This is a genomic window from Mesorhizobium sp. M7A.F.Ce.TU.012.03.2.1 (genome assembly GCF_004006095.1).
Taxonomy (GTDB): Bacteria; Pseudomonadota; Alphaproteobacteria; order Rhizobiales; family Rhizobiaceae; genus Mesorhizobium.
In genome coordinates, this window is record NZ_CP034779.1 from 6,572,300 (window position 1) to 6,593,493 (window position 21,194).

Annotated in this window: 16 protein-coding genes; 6 read left to right on the forward strand and 10 right to left on the reverse strand. The window is 62.3% G+C overall.

Annotated elements, in window-relative coordinates:
- Window positions 1-5: 5 nt before the first annotated feature.
- From EJ079_RS32515 to EJ079_RS32550, 8 genes are all read right to left on the reverse strand, one after another.
- Window positions 6-869 (reverse strand): branched-chain amino acid ABC transporter permease, encoded by an 864-nt coding sequence (locus EJ079_RS32515; protein WP_127811181.1) that lies wholly within the window; start codon window positions 867-869, stop codon window positions 6-8.
- Window positions 870-936: 67 nt separating this feature from the next.
- Window positions 937-1,638, reverse strand: coding sequence for an ABC transporter ATP-binding protein (locus tag EJ079_RS32520; protein ID WP_127399096.1), 702 nt, complete (start codon window positions 1,636-1,638; stop codon window positions 937-939).
- Window positions 1,638-2,354, reverse strand: coding sequence for an ABC transporter ATP-binding protein (locus tag EJ079_RS32525; protein WP_127811182.1), 717 nt, complete (start codon window positions 2,352-2,354; stop codon window positions 1,638-1,640). Before EJ079_RS32525 ends, EJ079_RS32520 begins: the two co-directional genes overlap by 1 nt.
- A 59-nt stretch (window positions 2,355-2,413) precedes the next feature.
- Complete coding sequence (locus EJ079_RS32530) at window positions 2,414-3,688, reverse strand: ABC transporter substrate-binding protein (protein WP_127266438.1); 1,275 nt, start codon at window positions 3,686-3,688, stop codon at window positions 2,414-2,416.
- Between the two features lie 26 nt (window positions 3,689-3,714).
- Window positions 3,715-4,779, reverse strand: a complete 1,065-nt coding sequence (locus EJ079_RS32535) for a maleylacetate reductase (RefSeq protein WP_127811183.1) — start codon at window positions 4,777-4,779, stop codon at window positions 3,715-3,717.
- On the reverse strand, window positions 4,776-5,435 hold the full coding sequence (locus EJ079_RS32540) for a dienelactone hydrolase family protein (protein WP_127811184.1): 660 nt from the start codon (window positions 5,433-5,435) through the stop codon (window positions 4,776-4,778). The genes EJ079_RS32535 and EJ079_RS32540 overlap by 4 nt, the downstream gene beginning before the upstream one ends.
- Window positions 5,432-6,391, reverse strand: coding sequence for a VOC family protein (locus EJ079_RS32545; protein WP_127318892.1), 960 nt, complete (start codon window positions 6,389-6,391; stop codon window positions 5,432-5,434). Before EJ079_RS32545 ends, EJ079_RS32540 begins: the two co-directional genes overlap by 4 nt.
- Window positions 6,392-6,394: 3 nt before the next feature.
- The gene (locus EJ079_RS32550; protein WP_127811185.1) at window positions 6,395-7,300 is read right to left on the reverse strand and encodes a dioxygenase; all 906 of its coding nucleotides are present in this window, start codon (window positions 7,298-7,300) and stop codon (window positions 6,395-6,397) included.
- A 93-nt stretch (window positions 7,301-7,393) separates the two neighbouring features.
- Here EJ079_RS32550 and EJ079_RS32555 point away from each other — a divergent pair, with 93 nt between their 5' ends.
- Window positions 7,394-8,344, forward strand: a complete 951-nt coding sequence (locus EJ079_RS32555; RefSeq protein ID WP_023808937.1) for a LysR family transcriptional regulator — start codon at window positions 7,394-7,396, stop codon at window positions 8,342-8,344.
- A 174-nt stretch (window positions 8,345-8,518) separates the two neighbouring features.
- Here the strand turns inward: EJ079_RS32555 and EJ079_RS32560 are convergent, their stop codons facing one another.
- Window positions 8,519-9,895: an HlyD family type I secretion periplasmic adaptor subunit gene (locus EJ079_RS32560; protein WP_127811186.1), complete on the reverse strand. Its 1,377-nt coding sequence runs from the start codon at window positions 9,893-9,895 to the stop codon at window positions 8,519-8,521.
- Window positions 9,888-11,639, reverse strand: a complete 1,752-nt coding sequence (locus EJ079_RS32565; protein ID WP_164873899.1) for a type I secretion system permease/ATPase — start codon at window positions 11,637-11,639, stop codon at window positions 9,888-9,890. Before EJ079_RS32565 ends, EJ079_RS32560 begins: the two co-directional genes overlap by 8 nt.
- Before the next feature lie 455 nt (window positions 11,640-12,094).
- Between EJ079_RS32565 and EJ079_RS32570 the strand changes: the two genes are divergently transcribed.
- From EJ079_RS32570 to EJ079_RS32590, 5 genes are all read left to right on the forward strand, one after another.
- Window positions 12,095-13,858 (forward strand): calcium-binding protein, encoded by a 1,764-nt coding sequence (locus EJ079_RS32570; protein ID WP_127397553.1) that lies wholly within the window; start codon window positions 12,095-12,097, stop codon window positions 13,856-13,858.
- Between the two features lie 513 nt (window positions 13,859-14,371).
- Window positions 14,372-15,580, forward strand: coding sequence for a glycosyltransferase family 4 protein (locus tag EJ079_RS32575; protein WP_127811188.1), 1,209 nt, complete (start codon window positions 14,372-14,374; stop codon window positions 15,578-15,580).
- Window positions 15,577-16,836 (forward strand): O-antigen ligase family protein, encoded by a 1,260-nt coding sequence (locus EJ079_RS32580; protein WP_127811189.1) that lies wholly within the window; start codon window positions 15,577-15,579, stop codon window positions 16,834-16,836. The genes EJ079_RS32575 and EJ079_RS32580 overlap by 4 nt, the downstream gene beginning before the upstream one ends.
- Window positions 16,836-18,833, forward strand: a complete 1,998-nt coding sequence (gene asnB, locus EJ079_RS32585; protein ID WP_127396546.1) for an asparagine synthase (glutamine-hydrolyzing) — start codon at window positions 16,836-16,838, stop codon at window positions 18,831-18,833. Before EJ079_RS32580 ends, asnB begins: the two co-directional genes overlap by 1 nt.
- Before the next feature lies 1 nt (window position 18,834).
- Window positions 18,835-21,066, forward strand: a complete 2,232-nt coding sequence (locus EJ079_RS32590) for an exopolysaccharide transport family protein (protein ID WP_127396545.1) — start codon at window positions 18,835-18,837, stop codon at window positions 21,064-21,066.
- Window positions 21,067-21,194 lie beyond the last annotated feature (128 nt).

Here is a 21,194-nt window from a genome sequence, read left to right on the forward strand (position 1 = left end):
GCCCCTCAATCCACTGCGCGCGGAAAAAGCCCGCGCGGTTTGAGCAGCATCACGGCCAGGAAGGCGATGTGGCCGGCCAGGATCTGCCATTCCGGATTGAGCGCGGCACCAAACGTCTGCGCCACGCCGATGATGATCCCGCCCGCGAGCGTTCCCCATAGGCTGCCGAGGCCGCCGATGATCACCGCCTCGAAGGCATAGATCAGCCGCGCCGGCCCGATCGAAGGATCGAAGTTTGCCCGCATGCCGAGATAGAGGGCCGCCAGCGTCACCACGACCATGGCGATCCCGGTGGCGATCGCGAAAATCCGCTTCGGCTCTATCCCCATCAGCCCCGCCGTCACGGCGTCGTCCGAGGTGGCGCGGAAGGCACGGCCGAGCGCGGTGTGGTAAAAGAGCCCGTTCAGGGCAATGATCATCACGATCGCCGAGGCAAAGGTCATCAGCGGCATGATCCCCACCGTGACCAGCCCGAGATCGAGCGATGCCCCTTCCAACACGCCCACCGGAATGCGGCGGCTGTCGGCGGAGAAGGCCTCGAGCAGGCCGTTCTGCAGGGCGACCGACAGGCCGAAGGTGACCAAAAGCGGCGGCAGGATGTCCTTGCCCAGCACGCGGTTCAGCACGACGGTCTGCAGCAGCCAGCCGAGCGCGAACATCGCCGGCATGGCGACCAGGGCAGCGATCCAGGGCGACAGGCCGAGCAGCGTGACGCCCATCAAAACCAGATAGGCGGCAAGAATGATGAGGTCGCCATGGGCGAGATTCACCAGCCGCATGATGCCGAAGACGAGGCTCAATCCCGCTGCAAACAGGGCATAGAGCCCGCCCAGCAGAATCCCCTGCACGAGGGTGTCCAGCCAGATCATCGCCGCGCCACCTCGATCAGGCCACAAGAGCGCTGCGCGAGCAGATGACGGAGCCTCGGTTTCCGGATCATGCCGCCACTCCGAAATAGGCAGAATGGATGTCTTCGCGCTTGACCTCGGCCGCCCTGGCGGCCAGCGTGACGCGGCCCTCCATCATGCAGTAGACACGGTCGGCGACCGCCAGCGCCTTGCCGATATCCTGCTCCACCAGCACGATCGCGGCGCCGCCTTCGCGGATCCTGGGAAGGGCTGCGTAGATGTCGCGGATGACGACGGGCGCGAGGCCGAGGCTGATCTCGTCGCAGAGCAGCAATTCGGGGTTCGACATCAGCGCCCGGCCGATCGCCACTATCTGCTGCTGGCCGCCCGAGAGCGCTGTGCCGGGGCTCTTGCGCCGCTCGCGCAGGATCGGAAAAAGGTCATAGACGGCGTCGAGGTTCCACGGCCCCGGCACCTTGCGCGCCTGCCCGCCGACCAGCAGGTTTTCCTCGACGGTGAGCGAAGGGAACAGTCGGCGCCCCTCCGGCACCATGGCGATGCCGCGTTTCATGATCTGGGCCGAAGACAGCGCGCCGATCGGCTCGCCCCTGTGCAGCACCATGCCGGGCTCGTTGCCGATCACGCCCGTGATCGAGCGCATCAGCGTGGATTTCCCGGCGCCATTGGCGCCGATGATCGCCACGCATTCGCCCGCGGCCACGCTGATATCCACACCGAACAGCGCCCGGAACTGGCCGTAATTCGCGGTGAGGCCACGCGTTTCCAGCATCAGACCTCGAGCCCCAGATAGATTTCGCGAACCGCCTTCGAGGCCATGATCTCATCAGGCGCACCGATCCCGATCACACGCCCGAAATCCAGCACGAGAAGCCGCTCTACCACCGAATTCAGGGCGTGCAGCACATGCTCGATCCAGATGATTGTCGTGCCCCTGGCGTGGATCGCCTTGATCGTCGCGACCAGGGCCTTGCATTCGCCCTCCGTCAGACCGCCGGCGATCTCGTCCAGAAGCAGAAGCTCAGGGCCTGTCGCCACGGCGCGGGCGAGTTCGAGGCGCTTGCGGTCGAGAAGGCTCAGCGAGCCGGCCACGAAATTGGCCTTCCTGAGAAGCTCCGTCTCCTCGAGGATACCAGCGCAATCGTCGACCATTTCGGCTTCGCGTCCGCCCCGGCCGAAGGCGGCAGCGGTCAAGAGATTTTCGAACACGGTCAGCCCCTCGAAAGGCTGCGGAATCTGGAAGCTGCGGCCGACGCCCATGTGCACCCGCTCCATGGCCGGAGCACGGGTCACGTCGCGGCCGAGCAATTCGATGCGCCCCTCATTTGCAAACAAGTTTCCGGTGATCAGGTTGAAGAGCGTCGATTTTCCCGCGCCGTTCGGGCCGATAATGCCCAGCGCTTCGCCGCGCGGCACGCTGACGGTCACGGAATCCGCAACCTTCAGGGCGCCAAAGGACTTCGAAACGTTTTCCAGCCTGAGTATCATCACTGTCATCCTTGGGTCGCGCCGAACGAGGGCGGCGGTATCAGCCGCCCTCGGCAGCGTCAGGCCAGGGCTTCCATCTTGCCGGCGGTGGGTATCTCGGAGGCGCCGGCGTTTTCGACGATCACCAGATCGAAGCCGCCACCGGCCTTCTTCCGCCACTGCCCGCCGACGAGCGGCGTCTTGCAGACGTTCTTCGCGGCGAAAGGTGGCAATCCCGCGCCGCTCCAGGCCACCTTGCCCACCACCGTCGTCATGTCGGTGGCCGCTATCGCCGCCGCGATCGCCTCGGCATTGGTTGGATCCGACACGCGGCCCATGACATTGGCCGCCACCTCGAACAGCGAATGGACAAAACCGATCGGCTGGGTCCAGGGACGGCCGGTCTTGGCGGTGAAATCCGCAGCGAGTTCGGCCGAACTCTCGCCCGTCAGCGACGATTTGAACGGATGCGAGGCCGACCACCAGACCTCGGACGAGAGGTTGTGGCCGGCATCGCCGAGCGTCTCGACCGATTGCGGGAAAAGGATCGCCTTGGCGACCGTCACCGCCTTGGGGTTGAAGCCCTGCTGGCGGGCCTGGTTCCAGAAGGTGGTGAAGTCGGGCGGAATGACCACACCGGTGACGATCTCGGCATTGGCGGCTTTGAAGGCGTTGACCTGCGCGGTGAAATCGTCCGAAAGGTTCTGGTAGCGGCCAGGATCGGCAAGGCTGAAGCCGGCGGCGTCGAGGCCGGGCTTCAACCCATTCTTCGGGTCGCCCCAGGCATTGCCGTCGGCATCGTTGGGGAACAGCCCGCCCACCTTGCCGTTGGTGGAAAGCTGTTTCCACATGCCGGTGTAGACGGCGATGATGTCTTCGAGACCCCAGAAATAATGATAGGCGAAGTTGAAAGGCTTCCACGAGGCCGGATCGGCCGGATTGCCCTGCTGGCCGATAAACCAGGGCTGCCACGGCGCCATCGTCGAGATGACCGGCACGCCCTCCGCCTCGCAGGTGGTGGCCACAGGGTTGGTGTTCTCGGGTGTCGAGCCGACGAGCATCAGGTTGATCTCGTCATCGACGATCAAGCTCTTCGCCACCTCGGCCGCGCGATTGGGATTCGACTGGCTGTCCTTGACGATGACCTCGAAGTTCTTGCCCGCCTCGGAAGCGAGGAAGGCCTTGATGTTGTAGGCATCGCTCTCCGCGAAGCCGGCAAGCGGCCCGGTCTGCGGCGAAACATAGCCCAGGCGGATCTTGGCGCCTTGCGCGATGGCCGGCGTCGCCAGGCGCGAACCGGCCAGCGCCAGGCCTGTCGCCGCCGAGGCTTTCAGTAGGCTGCGTCTTGTGATCACTGTAGTTCCTCCCTCTTGTTTTATTCTCAAGCCCCCGGACGGCGTCCCTCCCACGCCACCTGAAGGAGTTCCCTTATCGATCCCAGATCGATTGGCCTCGGATTGGCATAGGCATTCTTGACCGCGATCGCCGCCGCGCGGTCGAGATCGGTCTCCTCGATGCCGATCGCCTTCAAGCTCAGCGGAGAGCCGACCGACTGTGCGAAATCCCAGAGCCCGCCGCCCGCCGAGCCGCCGCCGAATGCCTCGGCGATGGGGCGCAGCAGATCGGGCACTGCCGCTTCGTTGAAGGCGGTCGTGTAGGGCAGCAGGATGGCGTGGGTTTCGGCATGCGGCGTATCGAACGAGCCGCCGAAGACATGCGCCAGCTTGTGATGCAGCGCCATCGAGACATAGCCGAGTGCGGTCGAGCAGCACCACGCCGCATAGAGCGCCTGCGTCCGCGCCGCGCGATCCTGCGGGTCGCCGATCAGCCTTGGAATGCCGTCCTTGAAGGCAATCATGGCATCCCTGCACATCAGCACGATCACCGGATTGCGATCGGGGGCATAGAAGGCCTCCATCGCATGAGCGATCGCGTTCATCGCCGAGGTCACGGTGAGACCTACCGGCAGGCTCAATGTCAGATCAACGTCGTAGATTACCGTCTCCGGGCGGATGTCCGGCGAGCGGCGGGTGGTCTTCTCACCGGCCGCCGTCTCGCCGAGGATGTCAGTCATTTCCGAGCCGGCATAGGTGGTGGGAATGACCACCTGGTCGGCGCCGGTGCGCACGGCAATGGCCTTGCCGAGCCCGGTGGTCGAGCCGCCGCCAAGGCTGACGACCGCCGAAGCGCCGCTGCTGCGGAAGGCATCGACGGCCTTTTCCGTGACCTCGACAGGGGTATGCATGACCGCGCCGACAAAGATCCCGGCCGCGAGGCCACCAAGGCTTGCGGCCAGTCTCTCCGCATCGCCCTTCTGATGCGATGTCGACAGCACCATCACCTTGTCATGGCCGAGCCGCCGGACTTCCTCCTCGACGCGAGCCATGCTGCCGGCACCGAAGACCACCCGTGTCGTCAGGCCAGGAAAGGTGAAGCTGTCCATCATCGCGCCGCCTCCATGCGCGGGCCACGCCCGGCCGCGAGGTCGTCGAGGATCGTGCCCAGCATGGCGATCTCGGCGTCCGAGACCTCATGGCCGCGGCCCGGGAACAGATCGGCCCGCAGGCTCGCGCCAAACCGGCCCAGCGATTGCGCGGCATCGGCAAACGCCGAGACCGGAATCCAGGGATCAGCATCGCCACCGGAAAGATAGATCGGCATTCCGGCCGGCGCCGCCTCGGATCTTTCGTCCGCCGGAACGCCGACACGGCAGCCCGTGAAGGCCGCCAAAGCGTCCGGCGGCGGCAGCCCCGCGCAGAGATACTCGATCGAGAGACACGCCCCTTGCGAGAAGCCCGCGAGAAGAAGCGGCAGTCCGGGCAGTTCGGCCCGCGCCGCGACCATTGCGGCCGCAAGGTGGTCGAGCGCATCCGAAAGCTGCGCGCGGGCGACCGGCGTCAACGGATCGACGGCACGCGCCTCCCACCAGATGCCGTGCGGTGCACGCGGCAGGATGAAGGCCACGGCAGTCGCGGAAAGCCGCGACAGCACATGCGACTGCATCTCTTCGGGCGATTGGCCGCGGCCGTGGACGAAGACGCAAATCGCCTTCGCCTCCGGACCTCTTGGCCCAAGCCGGAGCGGACCGCTGCCTGAACTCACGCGAAATCCGCCTCTTCCAGGCCGGCCTGCAATTCACTCTCGCGGTCCTTGAACCATGGCGGGAAGACCAGCGTCTTGCCTATCTGGCCCGGGGGCTCGTCCTTGGCCCAGCCTTCGGGCGTGGTCCAGGCAATTTCGAACAGCGCGCCTCCGGGGGAGCGGACATAGCAGGACTTGAAGTAGTTGCGGTCCTTCTGCTCCGAGATATCGGTGAAGCCGAGGCCCTCTATATGGGCGCGCAGTTTCAACTGGTTCTCTTCGTCGCCGGTGTTGAGGGCGAGGTGGTGGATCGTGCCGCCCGCCAGCGTCCAGGTGCCCTGCGGGCTGTCGCGGTCGACAATGACCTCCACGCGCTGAGCGACGCCGGCCGCGTCGGGCACGCGGAACACCAGCCCTTCGTGGTCGTCGGCCTCTTTCTCCATCGGCAATGCGATGGTCAGGAAGTCGTCCATGGCGGTGCGGTCCATCACCGCCACCACGGCGCCGTAGATTCCCTTGATGCCGTGGGCCTTGCCGATGCCCTGCGTTTCGTTGGCGATGGGCGCGCGTGGATCCCTGTCGCTTTCCACCAGCTCATGCGGGATACCGCAGGGATGTGCGAAAGCCGCACGGTCGGCGCCAAAACGGGTGATCTTGATGGCCTCGATGCCACGCGCATTCAACCGGTCGACCCAGAAATCCGCGGCCCCCTTGGGGATCGACTGCATGATGGTACGCGACTGGTTGGATCCGCGTCGGCCATAGACGCCTGGCTTGCGGAACGGGAAGGTGGTGATGATCGTCGAGGCATCGCCGTTGGGCGAGCCGTAATAGAGGTGATAGACCGGGATGACGCCATCGAACAAGACGGTGCGCTTGACCGAATGCAGGCCCAGTGCCTTGGTATAGAAATCAAAATCTTCCTGAGCGCTGTCCGTCGAGAGCGTCAAATGGTGGTAGCCGCTGACACGTGCCATCGGTCATCTCCTCCCAGAGGTTTCGGTTTCGCCCCGCCGCTGCGGGCAGAGCACGAGGTTGAGGTCGAGCGCGTGCTTCCGTTTTCCTCCGTTGGGCGGCAGCGCGCGGAACTCGGCCATGAGTTCGGGTTTGACCCCGAAGATGGCATCCCGGCCGATCGCGGGGTCCGACCGGTCGAAGATGTGGGTCGTCAGCGTTTCGAAGCCCTCCGCCGAGACGCGAAAATGGATGTGGGCCGGCCGCTCGAGGCCAAGGCCAAGTGCCGACATCAATTGGCCGACTGGGCCGTCCGACGGCAGCGTGTAGCCCTTCGGCTTCACCGTCGTGAAGCGGAACCGCCCCTGCGGATCGGTACGGAAGCGTCCGCGCAGATTGAATTCAGGCTGCCTATCAGGTTCCTGGTTCTCGTAGAGACCCTCGGCATTGGCCTGCCAGATCTCGACCATCGAATCGCCGATCCCCGCGCCGTCGAGCGCGACGATCCGGCCGGCAACTTCCAGCGGCTCACCCTTGTGATCGCGCGAAATGTTCGCGCCGAGCGGCATCTCCGGCACGTCGGCCCGGTAGAAGGGGCCGGCCAGGGTGTTTGGGGTCGCCCCAACAGGGCGCGGGCTGTTCTGATCCTCGATCAGCGAAGACACGCCCAGGACATCGGCGAACAGCACCCATTCCTGGCGCCGCGCATCGGCGTAGTGGCCAACCTCGGTCAGAAAATCGATCGCCTGCCGGAATTCCTCGCCGGAGGGCCGCAACTCGACGATCAGCGCGTGCAAACCGTCGACGGCTGCCTGTGCCGCCGCCGCCAGGCGGGACTGGCCCATTGCCGTCAGGCGCCGTGAGAATTCCTCGGCCTGTGTCGAGATCGCCTTGGGGAATTCATCTCGCTTCGGGTCGTGCTGGCCGTGCATCCCGCCGGGGCCTCCCTTCCCCTTGCCAAGCGGGATAGCACGGCCTGACGCGATGCTTGATGAGATGTGGCGTCCCTTGTATAGCGTTTTGCTATGAAGCTGAACGAGCGCCACCTCATGCAGCTCGCCGCGGTGCTGGATGCAGGCGGCGTGTCGGAAGGAGCCGCTATGCTGGGCCTGACCCAGCCGGCAGTCAGCCGATCGCTGGCCATGCTGGAGGCACGGGTGGGCGAGCCGCTTTTCCTCAAGGGCCGCCGGCCGCTGCAGGCGACACCGCTCGGCTTCCAGCTGGCGGCGCAGGGCCGCACGATCATCACCGCGTCGCGCAAGGCGTCGGATGCGGTGCAGGGCTTCATGAAAGGCACCAAGGGCGTCGTCCGTGTCGGCGGTGTGCCTTTCTTCATGGATGCGATGATCAGCCGGATGATCGGAGAATTCCAGAAGCTCGAGCCCGAGGTCACCGTCCAGCAAAGCTACATGAACCTGCCCGAGATGGTCGCGGCGCTGGAGAGCAACCAGATCGATCTCGGGATCGTGCCGATCGGCGTGCTCGACCTGGGACCCGGCTTCGAATTCACGGAAATCCTGCCCGGACGCAACGTCGTGGCTTGCCGGCCCGACCATCCCCTGCTGCGAAATCGCCGCCTCAGGGCGCATGACCTGACCAGCTTTCCCTGGGTTGCCCCGCTACCCGGTTCTCCGCTGATGTCGGACCTGCAGATGATCCTGATGAGCATCGGCATGTCGGACCTCAACGTCCGCTATTCGGGAGGCTCGCTGATGAGCGTGATCAACTTCCTTGCCGAAACCGATGCGCTGGCGGTGCTGCCGTTCTCCGTGGTCTTCGCGCAGCGCAAGGAAAACCGGGTGACGGTGCTACCCTATGAAATTCCGCAGCCCAGCCGCTCGCTTGGAATCCTGCGCCGGGTCAGCGGGCCACGCTCGCCCGCGGCAGAGCGCTTCGCCGGCCACGTCACGACCGCCTTCGAGAATCTGAAGCACATCATCAAACGGCACGAGAATGCCGTCGTCTGGGGGCGGTAATCCAGCCTCGCTATTCGAATGATGCGGTGGCGTCACATAACGCGCATGTTTCCTCCAGCCGGAGGCGCTTCATCCCCGCGTCGCCGGTTAGGCTCGACGGCCGCCCGCCCCCAAAAGCCGTCGGGCCGCCAGAAATCCCGATATCCTATTGGCTCACCCTCCTCCACCTCGCCATCACTGCGTAAACGCCTTGGACATCTGATCCACAAAGGGTTTCAACAGATAAGACCAGACATTGCGTTCATCGGTGCGGATATGAACCTCGGCGGGCATGCCTGGCCTCAGCACCTTCGCTTCCGTCAGGCAGTTCGATTTGCTTTCAACCTTGATACGCGCCGAGAAATAGGAAAGCTGACGTTGCGGATCTTTAATCAGATCTGCCGAGATGTGTTTCACTGACCCTTGGCAGACCGGAGTGGTTCCCACGTCGAACGCCGGAAAACGGATCGATACCGGCTGCCCCGGGCGGACGTCGTCGACCCGCGACGGCGGGATCAGCGCGTCCACCACAAGATCATCGGCATCAGGTACAATGGTCATGAGCATCTCGCCAGGCGCGATAACGCCGCCGACGGTATGGACAGCCGATTCCTGTATCGTTCCGGACTGCGGCGCGCGGATCGTTGTCTTGGTCAATTCATCCTGGGCCACAATCCTCCGTTCGTTGAGTTCGGTCTGCTTGGCTTCCGTCTCGCGGAGTTCGGTCGTCACGTCAGTGCGCCTTTGGTCATCCAGTTGCAGCATCTGCAACCCCGTTTCGCTGATGCGCGCCTGCGCTTCAGCTACTGCTGCAGCGAGGCGCCCCGATTCTCCCCTGGCCCGGGTGGCATCCAGCTTGATGTTGCTTAGCCTCTCCTTGGAGACGAGTTTTTTGGCGTAGAGGGAATCAACGTCCGCGAAATCCTTGTTCAGCAGAGCAACCGATTCATCCACCGCGCTCTGTTGCGCCTTAAGGCCGTCGATCTGACGTTCAAGTTGCTGGGATTGGCTTCTCAACTGTGCCTTCTGTCCAGCCAAAGCCGAAGCGCGCGTTTCAAAGAGGGCGCGCTCGCCATTGACGAGCGCAGCCAGCTCCGGTTGGTTCATTCGCGCCTTCAGGTCGACCGGCAGTTGCATTTCCGCCAGGCCCGTGCGCTCGGCCTCCAACCGGGCGAGGCGGACGGTCGCGCGATCGAGATCCTCGCTGATGATTTGCAGGTTCGCGCGAGTCAGCGTGTCATCCAGCCTGACCAGCACGTCGCCGGCTCGCACATGATCTCCGTCCTGCGCGAAGATCCCGCCCACTGTGCCTCCGGTTTGATGCTGGACCTTCTTGACGTTGGTTTCCACCACCACGGTGGCTGGTGCAACCACAGCGCCGGCGATCTTGGTCAATCCCAGCCATAGACCGCCGCCAAGAACCAGCAGACCGGTAATCGCCAAGCCGAATATCAGGTTGGCCCGTATACCGTCCGACAGATCTGGCGCGCTCACGGCAGGCGGTTTGCTGCCACGAAGGGTCCGAGCATACGACGAGAAGGTGACGAATGTTTCGAGCAGAGCCTCATGCATGCCCGGCAACCCCCGGTATCGGCGCCAAAGAAGATGGCCGAGGTGAAACAGGCGGTGAAGGTCGGAGCACGTTCGCCAAGACCTGCTCGCGCGAGCCAAAGGCATGAACCGTTCCATTCGACATAACCAGTACCTGATCGATGTTGGCGAGTGCCGAAGGACGATGCGCAACGACAATGACGATGCCTCCGCGCTGACGCACTGCCCGTATGGCGCCGGCCAGGGCAGTGTCCCCGTCCACGTCGAGGTTCGAGTTCGGCTCGTCGAGCACGACAAGAAACGGCTCGCCATAAAGTGCTCGGGCGAGACCCACGAGTTGCCTCTGCCCTGCCGACAGGGCCGCTCCGCCCTCGCCGATGCGGGTCTGAAATCCCTGGGGGAGTTGCATTATCATTTTCTCGACGCCGGCTGCTCTTGCCGCCGCAAGGACGCCTTTTGGATCCGTCTTGCCTCGGAACCTCGAAATGTTGTCCGCTACCGTGCCGTCAAACAACTCCACATCCTGCGGCATGTAGCCGATATGGGCGCCGAGCTGTTCCGAGTTCCATTGATCGAGAGAGGCGCCGTCCAATCTCACCGAGCCATGGAGCGGCTTCCACACCCCGACCAACGAACGCACCAAAGTTGTCTTGCCGGAACCGCTTGGGCCGATTACGGCCATCCCAGCGCCTCTCGACAGATGGAAGCTCACATTGACCACGGTTGGCTTTGGCAAGCCGGGCGGCGCAATGGTCAATTGCTCGACCGCAAACCGCGCCTGCGGCCGAGGCAACTCCATTGGCTCGTCCTGGCGGCCGAATGCCGCCATGACCGCTGCCAGCTCGGAATAGCTGCGCCGGGCCGACAGAAAGCCTCTCCAGTTTGCGATCGCAGCATCGACCGGGGCCAAGGCGCGGCCAAGCAAAATGGAAGATGCGATGATCACCCCAGGTGAAGCCTCGCCGCCGATCACCAGGTAAGCGCCGAGACCGAGAACACAGGACTGCAACGCCATCCGCAGGGCCTTCGACAGCGAACTGGCGCCACCAACGACGTCCGAGAGACGTTCCTGCTGGGCGAGATAGGTTCTGCTGACGTCGCTCCAGCGTCGAGCCAGTCGACCAGAAAGCCCCATTGCGTGAACGACTTCGGCGTTGCGGCGGCCGGAATCGGCAAGCGCCCGCTGCGACAGCAGCTCCTCCGAGGCACGCGCGGCGGGGCCTCGGCTAAACACTTCCGCAATCGCTGTCAGGAGGACCACGGCGATCGCACCGACCGTCGCCAGCAGGCCGAGCGAAGGATGGAGCAAATAAATGATCAGCAGATAAAAGGGGATCCACGGGGCGTCGAAGATAACCGTCGGTCCCGTTCCGGAAAGAAAGCCGCGCAGTCGGTCGAGATCGTGCAAAGGCTGCAGACGGTCCGCATCACGCCCTGCCTTGAGCGGCAGGGACAGGGAGATGGAGAACACCTTTTGCTGCAAATTCCTATAGAGACGGCTGCCGATGCGGACCAACACGCGAAGCCGCACGAAATCCAGAAGCCCATAGACCGCATACAGACCCAGCATTCCGATCGTGAACCCCACCAGGGTGGGAACGCTCTGCGACGGCAGAACGCGATCGTAGATCTGCAACATATAGACCGAACCGGTCAGAGCGAGAATGTTTATCACTGCCGAGAACAGCGCCACGCCAAGCAGCCCAGGCATGCAGGCGAGAATGGCGGAACGTAGCTCGGGAGATCCGGCCCCCGATGTTTTCATGACCAGCGGTCGTTCGCGCGACACTGCCGCGCCGTTACTTCCGTAAGTTGTAATGGCTCAAACCTTTCTTAGTGCGCATAGCAGCCGCTATCCGTCGCCCCCCCTTATTACGCTCTGCTTACATACGTCGACTTTGAGGAAAATGCAGCGGATTCTTGGCCTGAACCAGCGAAACGCGACCGCCGACGTCTCCCTGTCTGGGGATAACTTCCCGAAAGATGACGATTTTCGCTAAAGGAACTGGTCAGAACGGAGCCGGCAAAAGAGGCGTATGTCCTTGCTCCCAAACACTTTCAAAGGTGCCACGGTCGGCTGAGCAAAATACCTGCTACTGAGCAACAACTTAGATCAATCAAACATTCTATCCCCCTGTGTTTCGTATTTGATTTCATCCTAATGTAGCAATCACCTAAGCAGACGCGGGGCAAGAATCGAATCAACCAAAGGATCATTGGATGACACTCCATTATGCGTCCGGTGGATCAGCCACCGAAGTCGCAACCGCCGGGTTCAACCTTGTCGATGTTCAATATCTCTCGCAGGTCAATGCTTTGCCGGACGGCATGAAAGGCCTCGTCTATCTCGGCGAGCACGACGGCGTCACCTCCTCCTTCATTGAAAAAGTTACACCATTTCTGAACAATCCGAAGGTGTTCGGATTTTTCCTGATGGACGAGCCGGATCCCACCGGCAGGTGGGGCACATATGCAACTGCCGAAAACCTGAAAGCGGAATCGGATTGGATCCATTCCCATTTTCCGGGCGCCAAGACCTTCGTCACCATGATGAATATGGGGTCTCCTACAAATCCGGATTTTTCCAATACCTATAATCCGGCCAATACAGGCATCGACTATTACGGGTTGGACCCGTACCCGGTGCGCGATGACGTGAGCACGGTCGACTACAACATGATCGACAGGGCCGTGGGCGCGGCAGTGAAGTCCGGCATCCCGATCGACAAGATCATTCCGGTCTACCAGACTTTTGGCGGTGGCAACTGGACGACCGACACGGGCGGGAAGCATCAGATGCCGACGACGGAACAGATGCAAACGATGATAGATCATTGGGCAGCACTGGTTCCGTCGCCTGCTTTCGATTATGCCTATGCTTGGGGTTCGCAGAACGGAGACACAGCTCTGGAGAATTCGCCGGCGCTGCAGGCCTTCTTCCAGCAGCACAACCTCCAAAGCACCGGTGGCTCTGCCGCCCCCCCAGTAACCGATCCGATCGATACCACGACCCCGCCTCCAACCGACGTCGCCGCCCCTGCTCCGGCCACGCCTCCGACAGATGCCGCCGCTCCAGTTCCGGCCGCGCCGGCCCCGTCGGACAGCGATCATGTCTTCCATGGCACGCGCGGCGCAGACGTTTTTCACGCGACCACGGGCAATGACAAATATCTCGTCAACAATGCCCATGACAAGGCGATGGAAGCGCCAAGCGGGGGGTTCGACAAGGTCGCGGCCTCGGTGAGTTACGCTCTTACGGCGGGCTCACATATCGAGCAGCTCTCCACCGCCAGTTCGGGTGGCAGGGGGTCCATCAACTTGACCGGCAACGAATTCGATCAAGCTATCTATGGGAATGGCGGCGCCAACAAGATTAATGGTGGCGGTGGCGCCGACAAGATGACCGGATATGGTGGCAATGACACCTACTCCGTCGACAATGCTCACGACAAGGTGGTGGAGCAGAAGGGCAGCGGCATCGATAAAGTCCTCGCCTCTGTGAGTTTCGCCCTATCGGCTGGCTCGCACATCGAACAACTCGCGACCAGCAAGGCGTCCAGCAAGGCCGCGATCGACCTGACGGGCAATGAGTTCGCTCAGACCGTCAAAGGCAACGCCGGCGCCAACAAGATCGACGGCGGCGGTGGAGCCGATACTTTGACCGGCGGCCGCGGCAGTGATGTCTTCGTTTTCAGTACCGCTCTTGGCGACGGAAATGTCGACAGGATCACTGATTTCAACAAAGCCCAGGACAAAATCCACCTCGATCATTCCATCTTTGCCGGTCTCGATCAGGGGGGCCTCTCGTCGGACGCTTTCTTTGCCGGCAAAACCGCGCATGACAGTTCCGATCACATTATCTACAACAGTTCGACGGGAGCTCTTTCTTTCGACAGCGACGGCGTCGGAGGCGCAAACCAGATCCATTTCGCGAGCCTCTCTCCGCATCTGTCGATTACCGCATCGTCTTTCCTGGTCACCTGAACCAGCCCAGCGAAGAAATGCTTTAAGAAGTCGGCGAGGCCCCTGGGCCTCGCCGACAGATGTTCCGGATGAGTGGACCAACAGCTGACGTGCCGGTTCCGTCCTGAAGACCGGGCGACGCGGGCCGAGGGCCGACTTGACGGCCCAGCGCAACCACGCGTCAAAGATTTTTTGCCATCAGCGAACCGCGGAGCTCAGGCACCGCGCCGCCGCAATTGGACACTCGAAAACCTTTGACAACCAAGGTGCGCAGACCAGCCACCCGTACCGGCTCAGGCAAGCACCGCGCTCATCCCGCAAGACACGAGTCACATGAACGCTCCGGCAATCGCGAGGGAATCTCGCCTCGCTGGTCGCCACCCTTCCAAACATCCCTTGTGTCATTCAAACGGACGAGGACAGGCACCTGGTGTCCCCCTAGCGTGCACTCGGGCGGCATGCGCTCAGAGGTGATGAAAACCGGGCCATGGCAGCATCGAGAGCCAATCGGCCATGTGCGCTTGGGAGAGGCAGATGAACCCGCACCTGGTCTGCGTAGGAGGCGAGGATCACGCCTTGAGAGTTCCCTTCCTCATCGCGCTGCGAGAGAAAGGCTTTCGCGTTACGGCGGTCTCGAGCGGTTCTCCCGTACCGTTTCTTCGGCATGACATTTCGCATCACAGGTTCTCCTTCGACCGCTTTGCAAGCGGAGGCGGGGAATGGCGCACTCTCCGAACGATGCGCCGCTTGATGCAGGAGCTTCAGCCTGACCTCATCCAGAGCTTCGACACCAAGCCAAATCTGTTGACGCCCCTTTCGGTACGGGGAACTGTTCCGGTCATTCGTACCATCAACGGACTGGGGTGGACGTTCTCATCGCTGGAGCCTCGAGCCCTGGCCTTGCGTCCGGTCTATTGCGCACTGCAATGGCTTGCGTCTTCCTGGACGGCAGCGACCGTATTCCAAAATCGCGACGACCAACTGTTCTTCGAGCGCTTTCAGCTGATCGGCCGCGGAACTTCGCGACTGATACGCAGTTCCGGAATCGATGTCGATGCGTTCGCAACGGTGCGCCATCTCGGGTCCTCAGCAACGAAGATGCGAAAGGACCTCGGCCTTCAGTCCGCCGAAGTGGTGATCTTCGTCGGCCGTTTGACGCGCCAGAAAGGCGTGGCGACCCTTCTCAATGCGATCCCTCGCATCCTGTCCGCAAGGCCCGCGGCGCGGTTTGTGCTCGTCGGCCCACGAGAATCCGAGGGCTCATTCGCAATCGACAAATCGGAGCTCGATCGGCATGCACCTCATGTGCTGGCCTTGGGTCCGCGACGCGATGTCGCCGATCTCCTTGGCATGTCCGATGTATTCGCCTTTCCCACTCAGTATCGCGAGGGGGTTCCCCGTGTATTGCTCGAGGCGGGGCTGGCGGGACTGCCCATCGTGGCCTCAAGGATGCCAGGCTGCAGCGACGTCGTCGAAGACGGATGGAATGGCTACCTGGTTGCGCCGCATGATGCCGAAGCCCTCGCCTCGCGAACGATAGACTTGCTGTCCGACCGCGCGGCGGCCAAGGCGATGGGCGCCCGTTCTGTTGAACTTGTCCGGAGGCGGTTTGCCCTGCCACTGGTGGTCGACCAGTACTGCGACCTTTACGAAAACACACTCCGCGCGGGGCACATGCGACCGCTCCCTGCGGTCGGGCTTGGAGGCGGCCTCGCAAATCACCGAGGCGGGGCACATCAATGATCCGGGACGCCTTGCTCGCCCTGGGCGTTGCTATGTCCTATGCGACGCAACTAGGCGTTCCGGGATTGCCGCTCGGCTATGGCGAATTGTTCATCGCGATCTGGATCATGCTGGCGATTGGACGAATACTCGCCGGCGGCCGTCTCCAGATCACACCCGCTTTTGTCCAACTGGCGAGCTTCTGGCTGCTCCTGTCGCTCGCTTTGGGGATCGGCACGATCGTCGGTTACCTGACCACCGTTCTTTATCTGACCGGGCTGGTACATGACGTTATGGCCTATGTGTTGCTGGCAAGCTTTACGTGCCTGGCCGCGGCGGAGCCGGACGCCGATCGGCATCTGCGCCGCAGCGCATGGTGCGTGGTCGCGTTTGCCAATGGGGCCTTTGTGATACAGCTTGGTTTGGCTTATGGTGCGATCCACCAGTCCGGCGTCGATCCCTGGTTCTGGGACCGGTTCCGTGGCTGGTCCGAGAACCCGAACCAACTTGCGCTCTATTGCGCGCTTTTTGGCCCGCTGGCTTTGCATCTTGCTACGACCACCCGCAATCCATGGGCTCGTTGGCTTGCATTCTCATGCCTGCTCCTGACCTTCTATGTCGGCCGGCTGACGAAGAGCGACACCTATCTCTACACCAGCATCCTGAGCTGCCTCATCTTTATCGGATTGCGGCTTCGTGCATGGATAGCAACGAGTGGCCGCGCCAGCATGCCCCGCATGGCGGCAATTCTGCTGTTGGCGGGTTCCTTGCCTCTAGCGCTTGCAATGACGCCGTACGCGCTCACCGAAGAGACCAGCGTCGCCACTTTTGCCAAGAGCCTTACCAAAGACGATGGCGGGGAAGGGACCATCGAAACGTTCGAACTCCGGCTCTATTTGTGGCGGGAGGCCGTGGAAAAAGGATTGAAATCCGGCTCACTGGGACTTGGTCCTGGCCCTCATCTCGAGCGGCCTCCCGTCGCCGACCGTCAATTTCTGCAGCGACCTTTCGAAGCGCACAACACCGTTCTCGACCTTTACCTGCAGGGCGGATTGCTTGCCGTGATGGCGTTGGTCTGGATCGTGGGCGCCGCCATGTCCTTCGCCTGGCGAGCGGGATTCGACGCGCTGCTGGTGCTCGGGGGGTCGACGATAATCTTCAGTATGCCTCACCTGATCATCCGCCACCCGATCGTGTGGTTTTCGCTGGCTTTCTGCCTCGTTGCCGGAAATCCGACCGCACTTCGGCGGCAGCTTGCTGAACCGAGGGTGGCCTAATGTGTGGGATCGCGGGAATTCTGTTGGCTTCCGACGCTCTGGACACAAAGCCGCTTGGAGCGATCGGGCGGATGACTGCATCGCTGCGTCACCGAGGGCCGGATGGCGAGGGGCTCTGGATCGACCGCGAAGCTGGAATCGCACTGGGCCACAGGCGGTTGGCAATTGTCGACCTGTCAGCCGCCGGGCACCAGCCGATGCATTCCGCCAGCGGTCGGTACGTGATCACCTTCAATGGTGAGATATACAACTTTCGCGATTTGCGTTGTGAACTCGAGAGTGCGGGCCAAACCTTTCAAGGCGCCAGTGACACCGAAGTGATGCTGTGCGCAATCGAGCATTGGGGGCTTGAGGCCGCCCTCAATCGTTTTGCCGGAATGTTCGTGTTCGCATTGTGGGATCTCAAGACAAGAACCCTGCATCTGGCCCGCGACAGAATGGGCAAAAAGCCCCTCTATGTCGCCTCGACCCGAGATGCGCTGGTTTTCGCCTCTGAGCTGAAGGCGATCAATTGCTTTCCGGGCTTTTCTCCCGACCTTGATCTTGATGCCGCCGCGGCAATGCTTTCGACGGGATGGGTGCCGGACCATCGCTGTATCTGGCGAAGCGTGTTCAAACTGCCGCCTGGTTCTGTCCTTTCCGTCACGGCGGCGAATTTTGCCGAAGACCGCAGCGCGGACCGACTTTCCCGATGCGTTCACCGCTGGTGGTCGCTGGCTGCCGTCGCTGCCGATGGGCGACGGAATCCCGCCATCGGCACCGACGAAGATCTGGTTGACGAACTGGACAACCGGCTTCGGCTGGCTGTGCGGGAACGTATGATCGCCGACGTGCCTCTGGGCGGCTTCCTGTCGGGCGGGATCGACAGCTCAGCCGTGATCGCCTTGATGCAGGCCCAATCCTGCAAGCCGGTTCGCAGTTTCACGATCTCGTTCGCGGAGGGCGGCTTTGATGAAGCTCCATACGCAGCGGCCGTTGCCCGTCATCTGGGTACCGACCACTCCGAACTTCACCTCTCGCCAAGCGCCGCACGTGACGTCATTCCCGAGTTGCCCCAGGTCTGGGATGAACCCTTCGCCGATGAATCACAAATACCGACCCTACTCGTTGCCAGGCTCGCTCGTCAGCACGTCACCGTAGCGCTGTCGGGCGACGGTGGTGACGAGTGCTTCGCAGGGTACGGCCGCCACTTTATGGCGGAGCGGCTGAAACGACACCTGCGCCTGCCCCGACAACTGCGCCGAACCTTGGCGGCAGGGGCAGGTTTTTTCGCACGCGCCGGACGTGACGATGCCGTTGGCAAGCTGCCGCTCTCTGCCAGCGCGAGGCATTTTATCCGGAGCGACCGAATGGAACGCCTCGCCCGGCTGCTCACGGCATCGAACGAAGACGAATTGTTTCAGCGGCTGGCGCGGCCACAGGCTGAAAACCTGGGATATCAGCGGCCGACCGAACCAACCCACGGCTACGGTGGTCCGCCGCTTGACGACCTGCTCTCCCGTCTTCTCTACGATGACATGGCGGGCTACTTGCCTGGCGATATCTTGGTGAAGCTGGACCGTGCCACCATGGCCAACAGCCTTGAGGGTCGGTGTCCGCTGCTTGACCACCGCGTTGTCGAATTCTCCTGGCGGCTGCCATCCAACATGAAAGTTCGTGATGGCGCCGGCAAATGGATCCTTCGCCAATTGCTACGCCGCTATCTCCCGCAGCACCTGATCGAGCGTCCGAAACAAGGCTTCGATGTCCCTATCGCTGCATGGCTGCGGGGTCCGCTGCGCAACTGGGCCACCGATCTTCTCGCCGACATGCGAACCGAAAGCAGTGACGTATTGGACACCGCGAAGATCGACGCCTGCTGGCGCGATCACATTGATGGCCAGAACCGCTCGCGCGAATTGTGGTCCGCGTTGATGTTCCAGGCCTGGCGGAGCAAGGCCAATCGGCAAGCACAGCAAACCGGCCCAACTCATGAACTCGACCTGGCAGGAGTGTAAGATGGTAGGTTCCGCAATCAGCCCGATCCAGCTGCCACGGGTCAATCAACTACCAGCACCGGTTCTTGAAGGCAGAGTGCACGTGCGGTCATTGCGTGAATATGTCGAGCCGCCCACCGCGTCGCGCCAACTCTTCGTGATTTTGGCAAGGAGAAAATGGTCTATTGTTGCTTTCGCTGTGTTGGGCGGCTTGTTGGCGGGGTTGCTGGGAAGCCTTCGACCAGTTCTCTACGAGTCAACAACCCAGCTTATCGTCGACGCCCCCTCGCGCGGTTCACTGCCCGTCGGCGCCCCGTCTTCGCAGGACCTCGTTGATTCAAGCATAGATGACCACATCACGATGCTATCGTCGCAAGATCACCTGCGCCGCGTCATGGCGGCACTGCGCAAGACAGGTGCGGCGGAAACCGGACAGGACAATTCCGCTAGCAGGAATTCCCGGCTTGAACCGTCTGCCACCCCTCCCCCGAGGACACGCTCGCTTGCCGGCGGTCTACTGGACCGGCTGTGGCCAGGGGCGGACCAGGCAGCCAACGGTCCACAAGCCGAGGATGCCTCCGAGTTGAGAGCTTTGCGGCGAGGCATGCGGGTCGGGCAGGAGCTGCGATCGAGAGTAATCTCCGTCGCTTTCGCCGATGACAGCCCCGCGCGGGCGGCGCTCGTGGCCAACACATTCGCTCAGGTTTATGTCGACACCCTAACGAAGAAAAGGCAGGCATCCGACCAGCAAGAGCTCGATGCAATCACCGCCAGTCTGCCCGGGCTGCAAAATGATCTGCAGGCAGCGGCTGACCGCCTTGAGAAATATCGGCTGAGCCACGGAGCCGTCGACCAAGGCTCGGCGGACAATGCAGCCAGGGAACGGGCCGACCTCAGCCAGCAATTGTCGATGTCAAAGGCGGATCTCGCCGCCGTGGAATCTCGGCTACGGTACGTCCAGCAGCTTCGAGAGCAAGGGGCCACTCTCATCACCCTGGCCGAAGCTATTGGCGCGCCTGAACTTGCCGACCTTGCGGCTCGACAGGCTCTCGCGCCGGCAGACCAGGAACTCAGAGCCACGACGCAAAGCAAGATCGAACAAGGCGTCGACAAGATTGCTGCCGATGCAAACATTTTCCGTGCACAGATCGCCGCTCTCGAAAGCCGAAAGAACATCCTGGATGCGGTCATGGCCGACACCGCCAGCCGGCTTTCCGGTTTGCGGGCTCTCGAGCCGCAGGTCAGCCTGCTGACCCAGCGATATAACGAACTCCTGGGTCGACAACAGGATTTGACGCGGCGTATCGGAGTTCCCTCGGCTGGAATTTCGATCCTGTCTGCGGCTTGGCCGCCGACTATCCCGCAGACATTGCCAGCCATCTTCCTGGTTCCCCCCGGGATGATCCTATTCGCTATCCTTGGGGCGATGTACGTCACGATGCGCAATCATTTTGACCGGACTTTCCGTGGCGAGGCCGAGGCGGAAGCGGTGCTCAAGGTTCCATGTATGGGGCAGATCCCCGAAGCATGCGGAATGCATGCCAAACAACTGCGAAACCTCGTGCTGGGGGAGCGCAGGTCCGCATATAGCCGCGCCGTGACGTCGTTGCTGATCGCGGCGGCACCAAATGCGCTAAGGGCTCGTTCGTCGTACACGGCGCTTGTCACCTCCAGCGTGCCGCAGGATGGCGGGACCGAGCTCGCGTGGAGCCTGGCGCTCGCCGGCACGCGACTGGGCGGTCGAGTCCTGTTGGTCGATCTTGAACGCAAGGGCGTTCAGCTCACGCTCGAGTTCCTGCACCAGTTCAGCGAGCGCAAGAACCGCCATTCCTTCGCTGACTATGTTTGCAATCGCTGCGACCTGGAAGGTGCCGTTGCCAGGCTGCATGAAATCGGGATCGACGTGATGACCGCCGCTCCGTCGGACGACCTGCTGGCGCTGCTATCATGCGAGGACGGAGGCAAAGTGATGGCGGATCTGCACGCGACCTATCGCATCGTGATCATAAACCTGCCGTCGGCGCTGGGGCGGCCGGAAGCCAAATTTCTGCCAGGATGGGCGGACGTGGTTCTTTTCGCCATCCGGTGGAGGAAAACGCCACGCACCCTCGCTCGCGGGGTGCTGGAACTCCTTCAGGGCAACGGTTCTCTTGCAATACCTGTCGGCAGTGTCCTCACGCGAGTGAATCTGAAGAAACATGCCGGATATCGGCTCGAGGACAGCGCTGACCTCTTGCGCGAGCAAATAGCATGACGGCCACAGGCTCGTCCTTGGGCTACGTACGATCCGGGGGCGGTTCATCCAGGGAGCGGCCAGGACGATTCACGGTGCAGCCTGTCAGCAGAGCGCGTCATTCAGGTGAATGATGGCAAGGTCCGGTG

Excerpts from the sequence above, each read along its gene's own strand:
- EJ079_RS32590 (WP_127396545.1), top strand. The coding sequence starts at position 18,835 with ATGGTAGGTTCCGCAATCAGCCCGATCCAGCTGCCACGGGTCAATCAA.
- EJ079_RS32535 (WP_127811183.1), bottom strand. The coding sequence starts at position 4,779 with ATGATGGACAGCTTCACCTTTCCTGGCCTGACGACACGGGTGGTCTTC.
- EJ079_RS32570 (WP_127397553.1), top strand. The coding sequence starts at position 12,095 with ATGACACTCCATTATGCGTCCGGTGGATCAGCCACCGAAGTCGCAACC.
- EJ079_RS32555 (WP_023808937.1), top strand. The coding sequence starts at position 7,394 with ATGAAGCTGAACGAGCGCCACCTCATGCAGCTCGCCGCGGTGCTGGAT.
- EJ079_RS32520 (WP_127399096.1), bottom strand. The coding sequence starts at position 1,638 with ATGCTGGAAACGCGTGGCCTCACCGCGAATTACGGCCAGTTCCGGGCG.
- EJ079_RS32550 (WP_127811185.1), bottom strand. The coding sequence starts at position 7,300 with ATGCACGGCCAGCACGACCCGAAGCGAGATGAATTCCCCAAGGCGATC.
- EJ079_RS32560 (WP_127811186.1), bottom strand. The coding sequence starts at position 9,895 with ATGCATGAGGCTCTGCTCGAAACATTCGTCACCTTCTCGTCGTATGCT.
- EJ079_RS32525 (WP_127811182.1), bottom strand. The coding sequence starts at position 2,354 with ATGATACTCAGGCTGGAAAACGTTTCGAAGTCCTTTGGCGCCCTGAAG.
- asnB (WP_127396546.1), top strand. The coding sequence starts at position 16,836 with ATGTGTGGGATCGCGGGAATTCTGTTGGCTTCCGACGCTCTGGACACA.
- EJ079_RS32575 (WP_127811188.1), top strand. The coding sequence starts at position 14,372 with ATGAACCCGCACCTGGTCTGCGTAGGAGGCGAGGATCACGCCTTGAGA.
- EJ079_RS32515 (WP_127811181.1), bottom strand. The coding sequence starts at position 869 with ATGATCTGGCTGGACACCCTCGTGCAGGGGATTCTGCTGGGCGGGCTC.
- EJ079_RS32545 (WP_127318892.1), bottom strand. The coding sequence starts at position 6,391 with ATGGCACGTGTCAGCGGCTACCACCATTTGACGCTCTCGACGGACAGC.
- EJ079_RS32565 (WP_164873899.1), bottom strand. The coding sequence starts at position 11,639 with ATGAAAACATCGGGGGCCGGATCTCCCGAGCTACGTTCCGCCATTCTC.
- EJ079_RS32580 (WP_127811189.1), top strand. The coding sequence starts at position 15,577 with ATGATCCGGGACGCCTTGCTCGCCCTGGGCGTTGCTATGTCCTATGCG.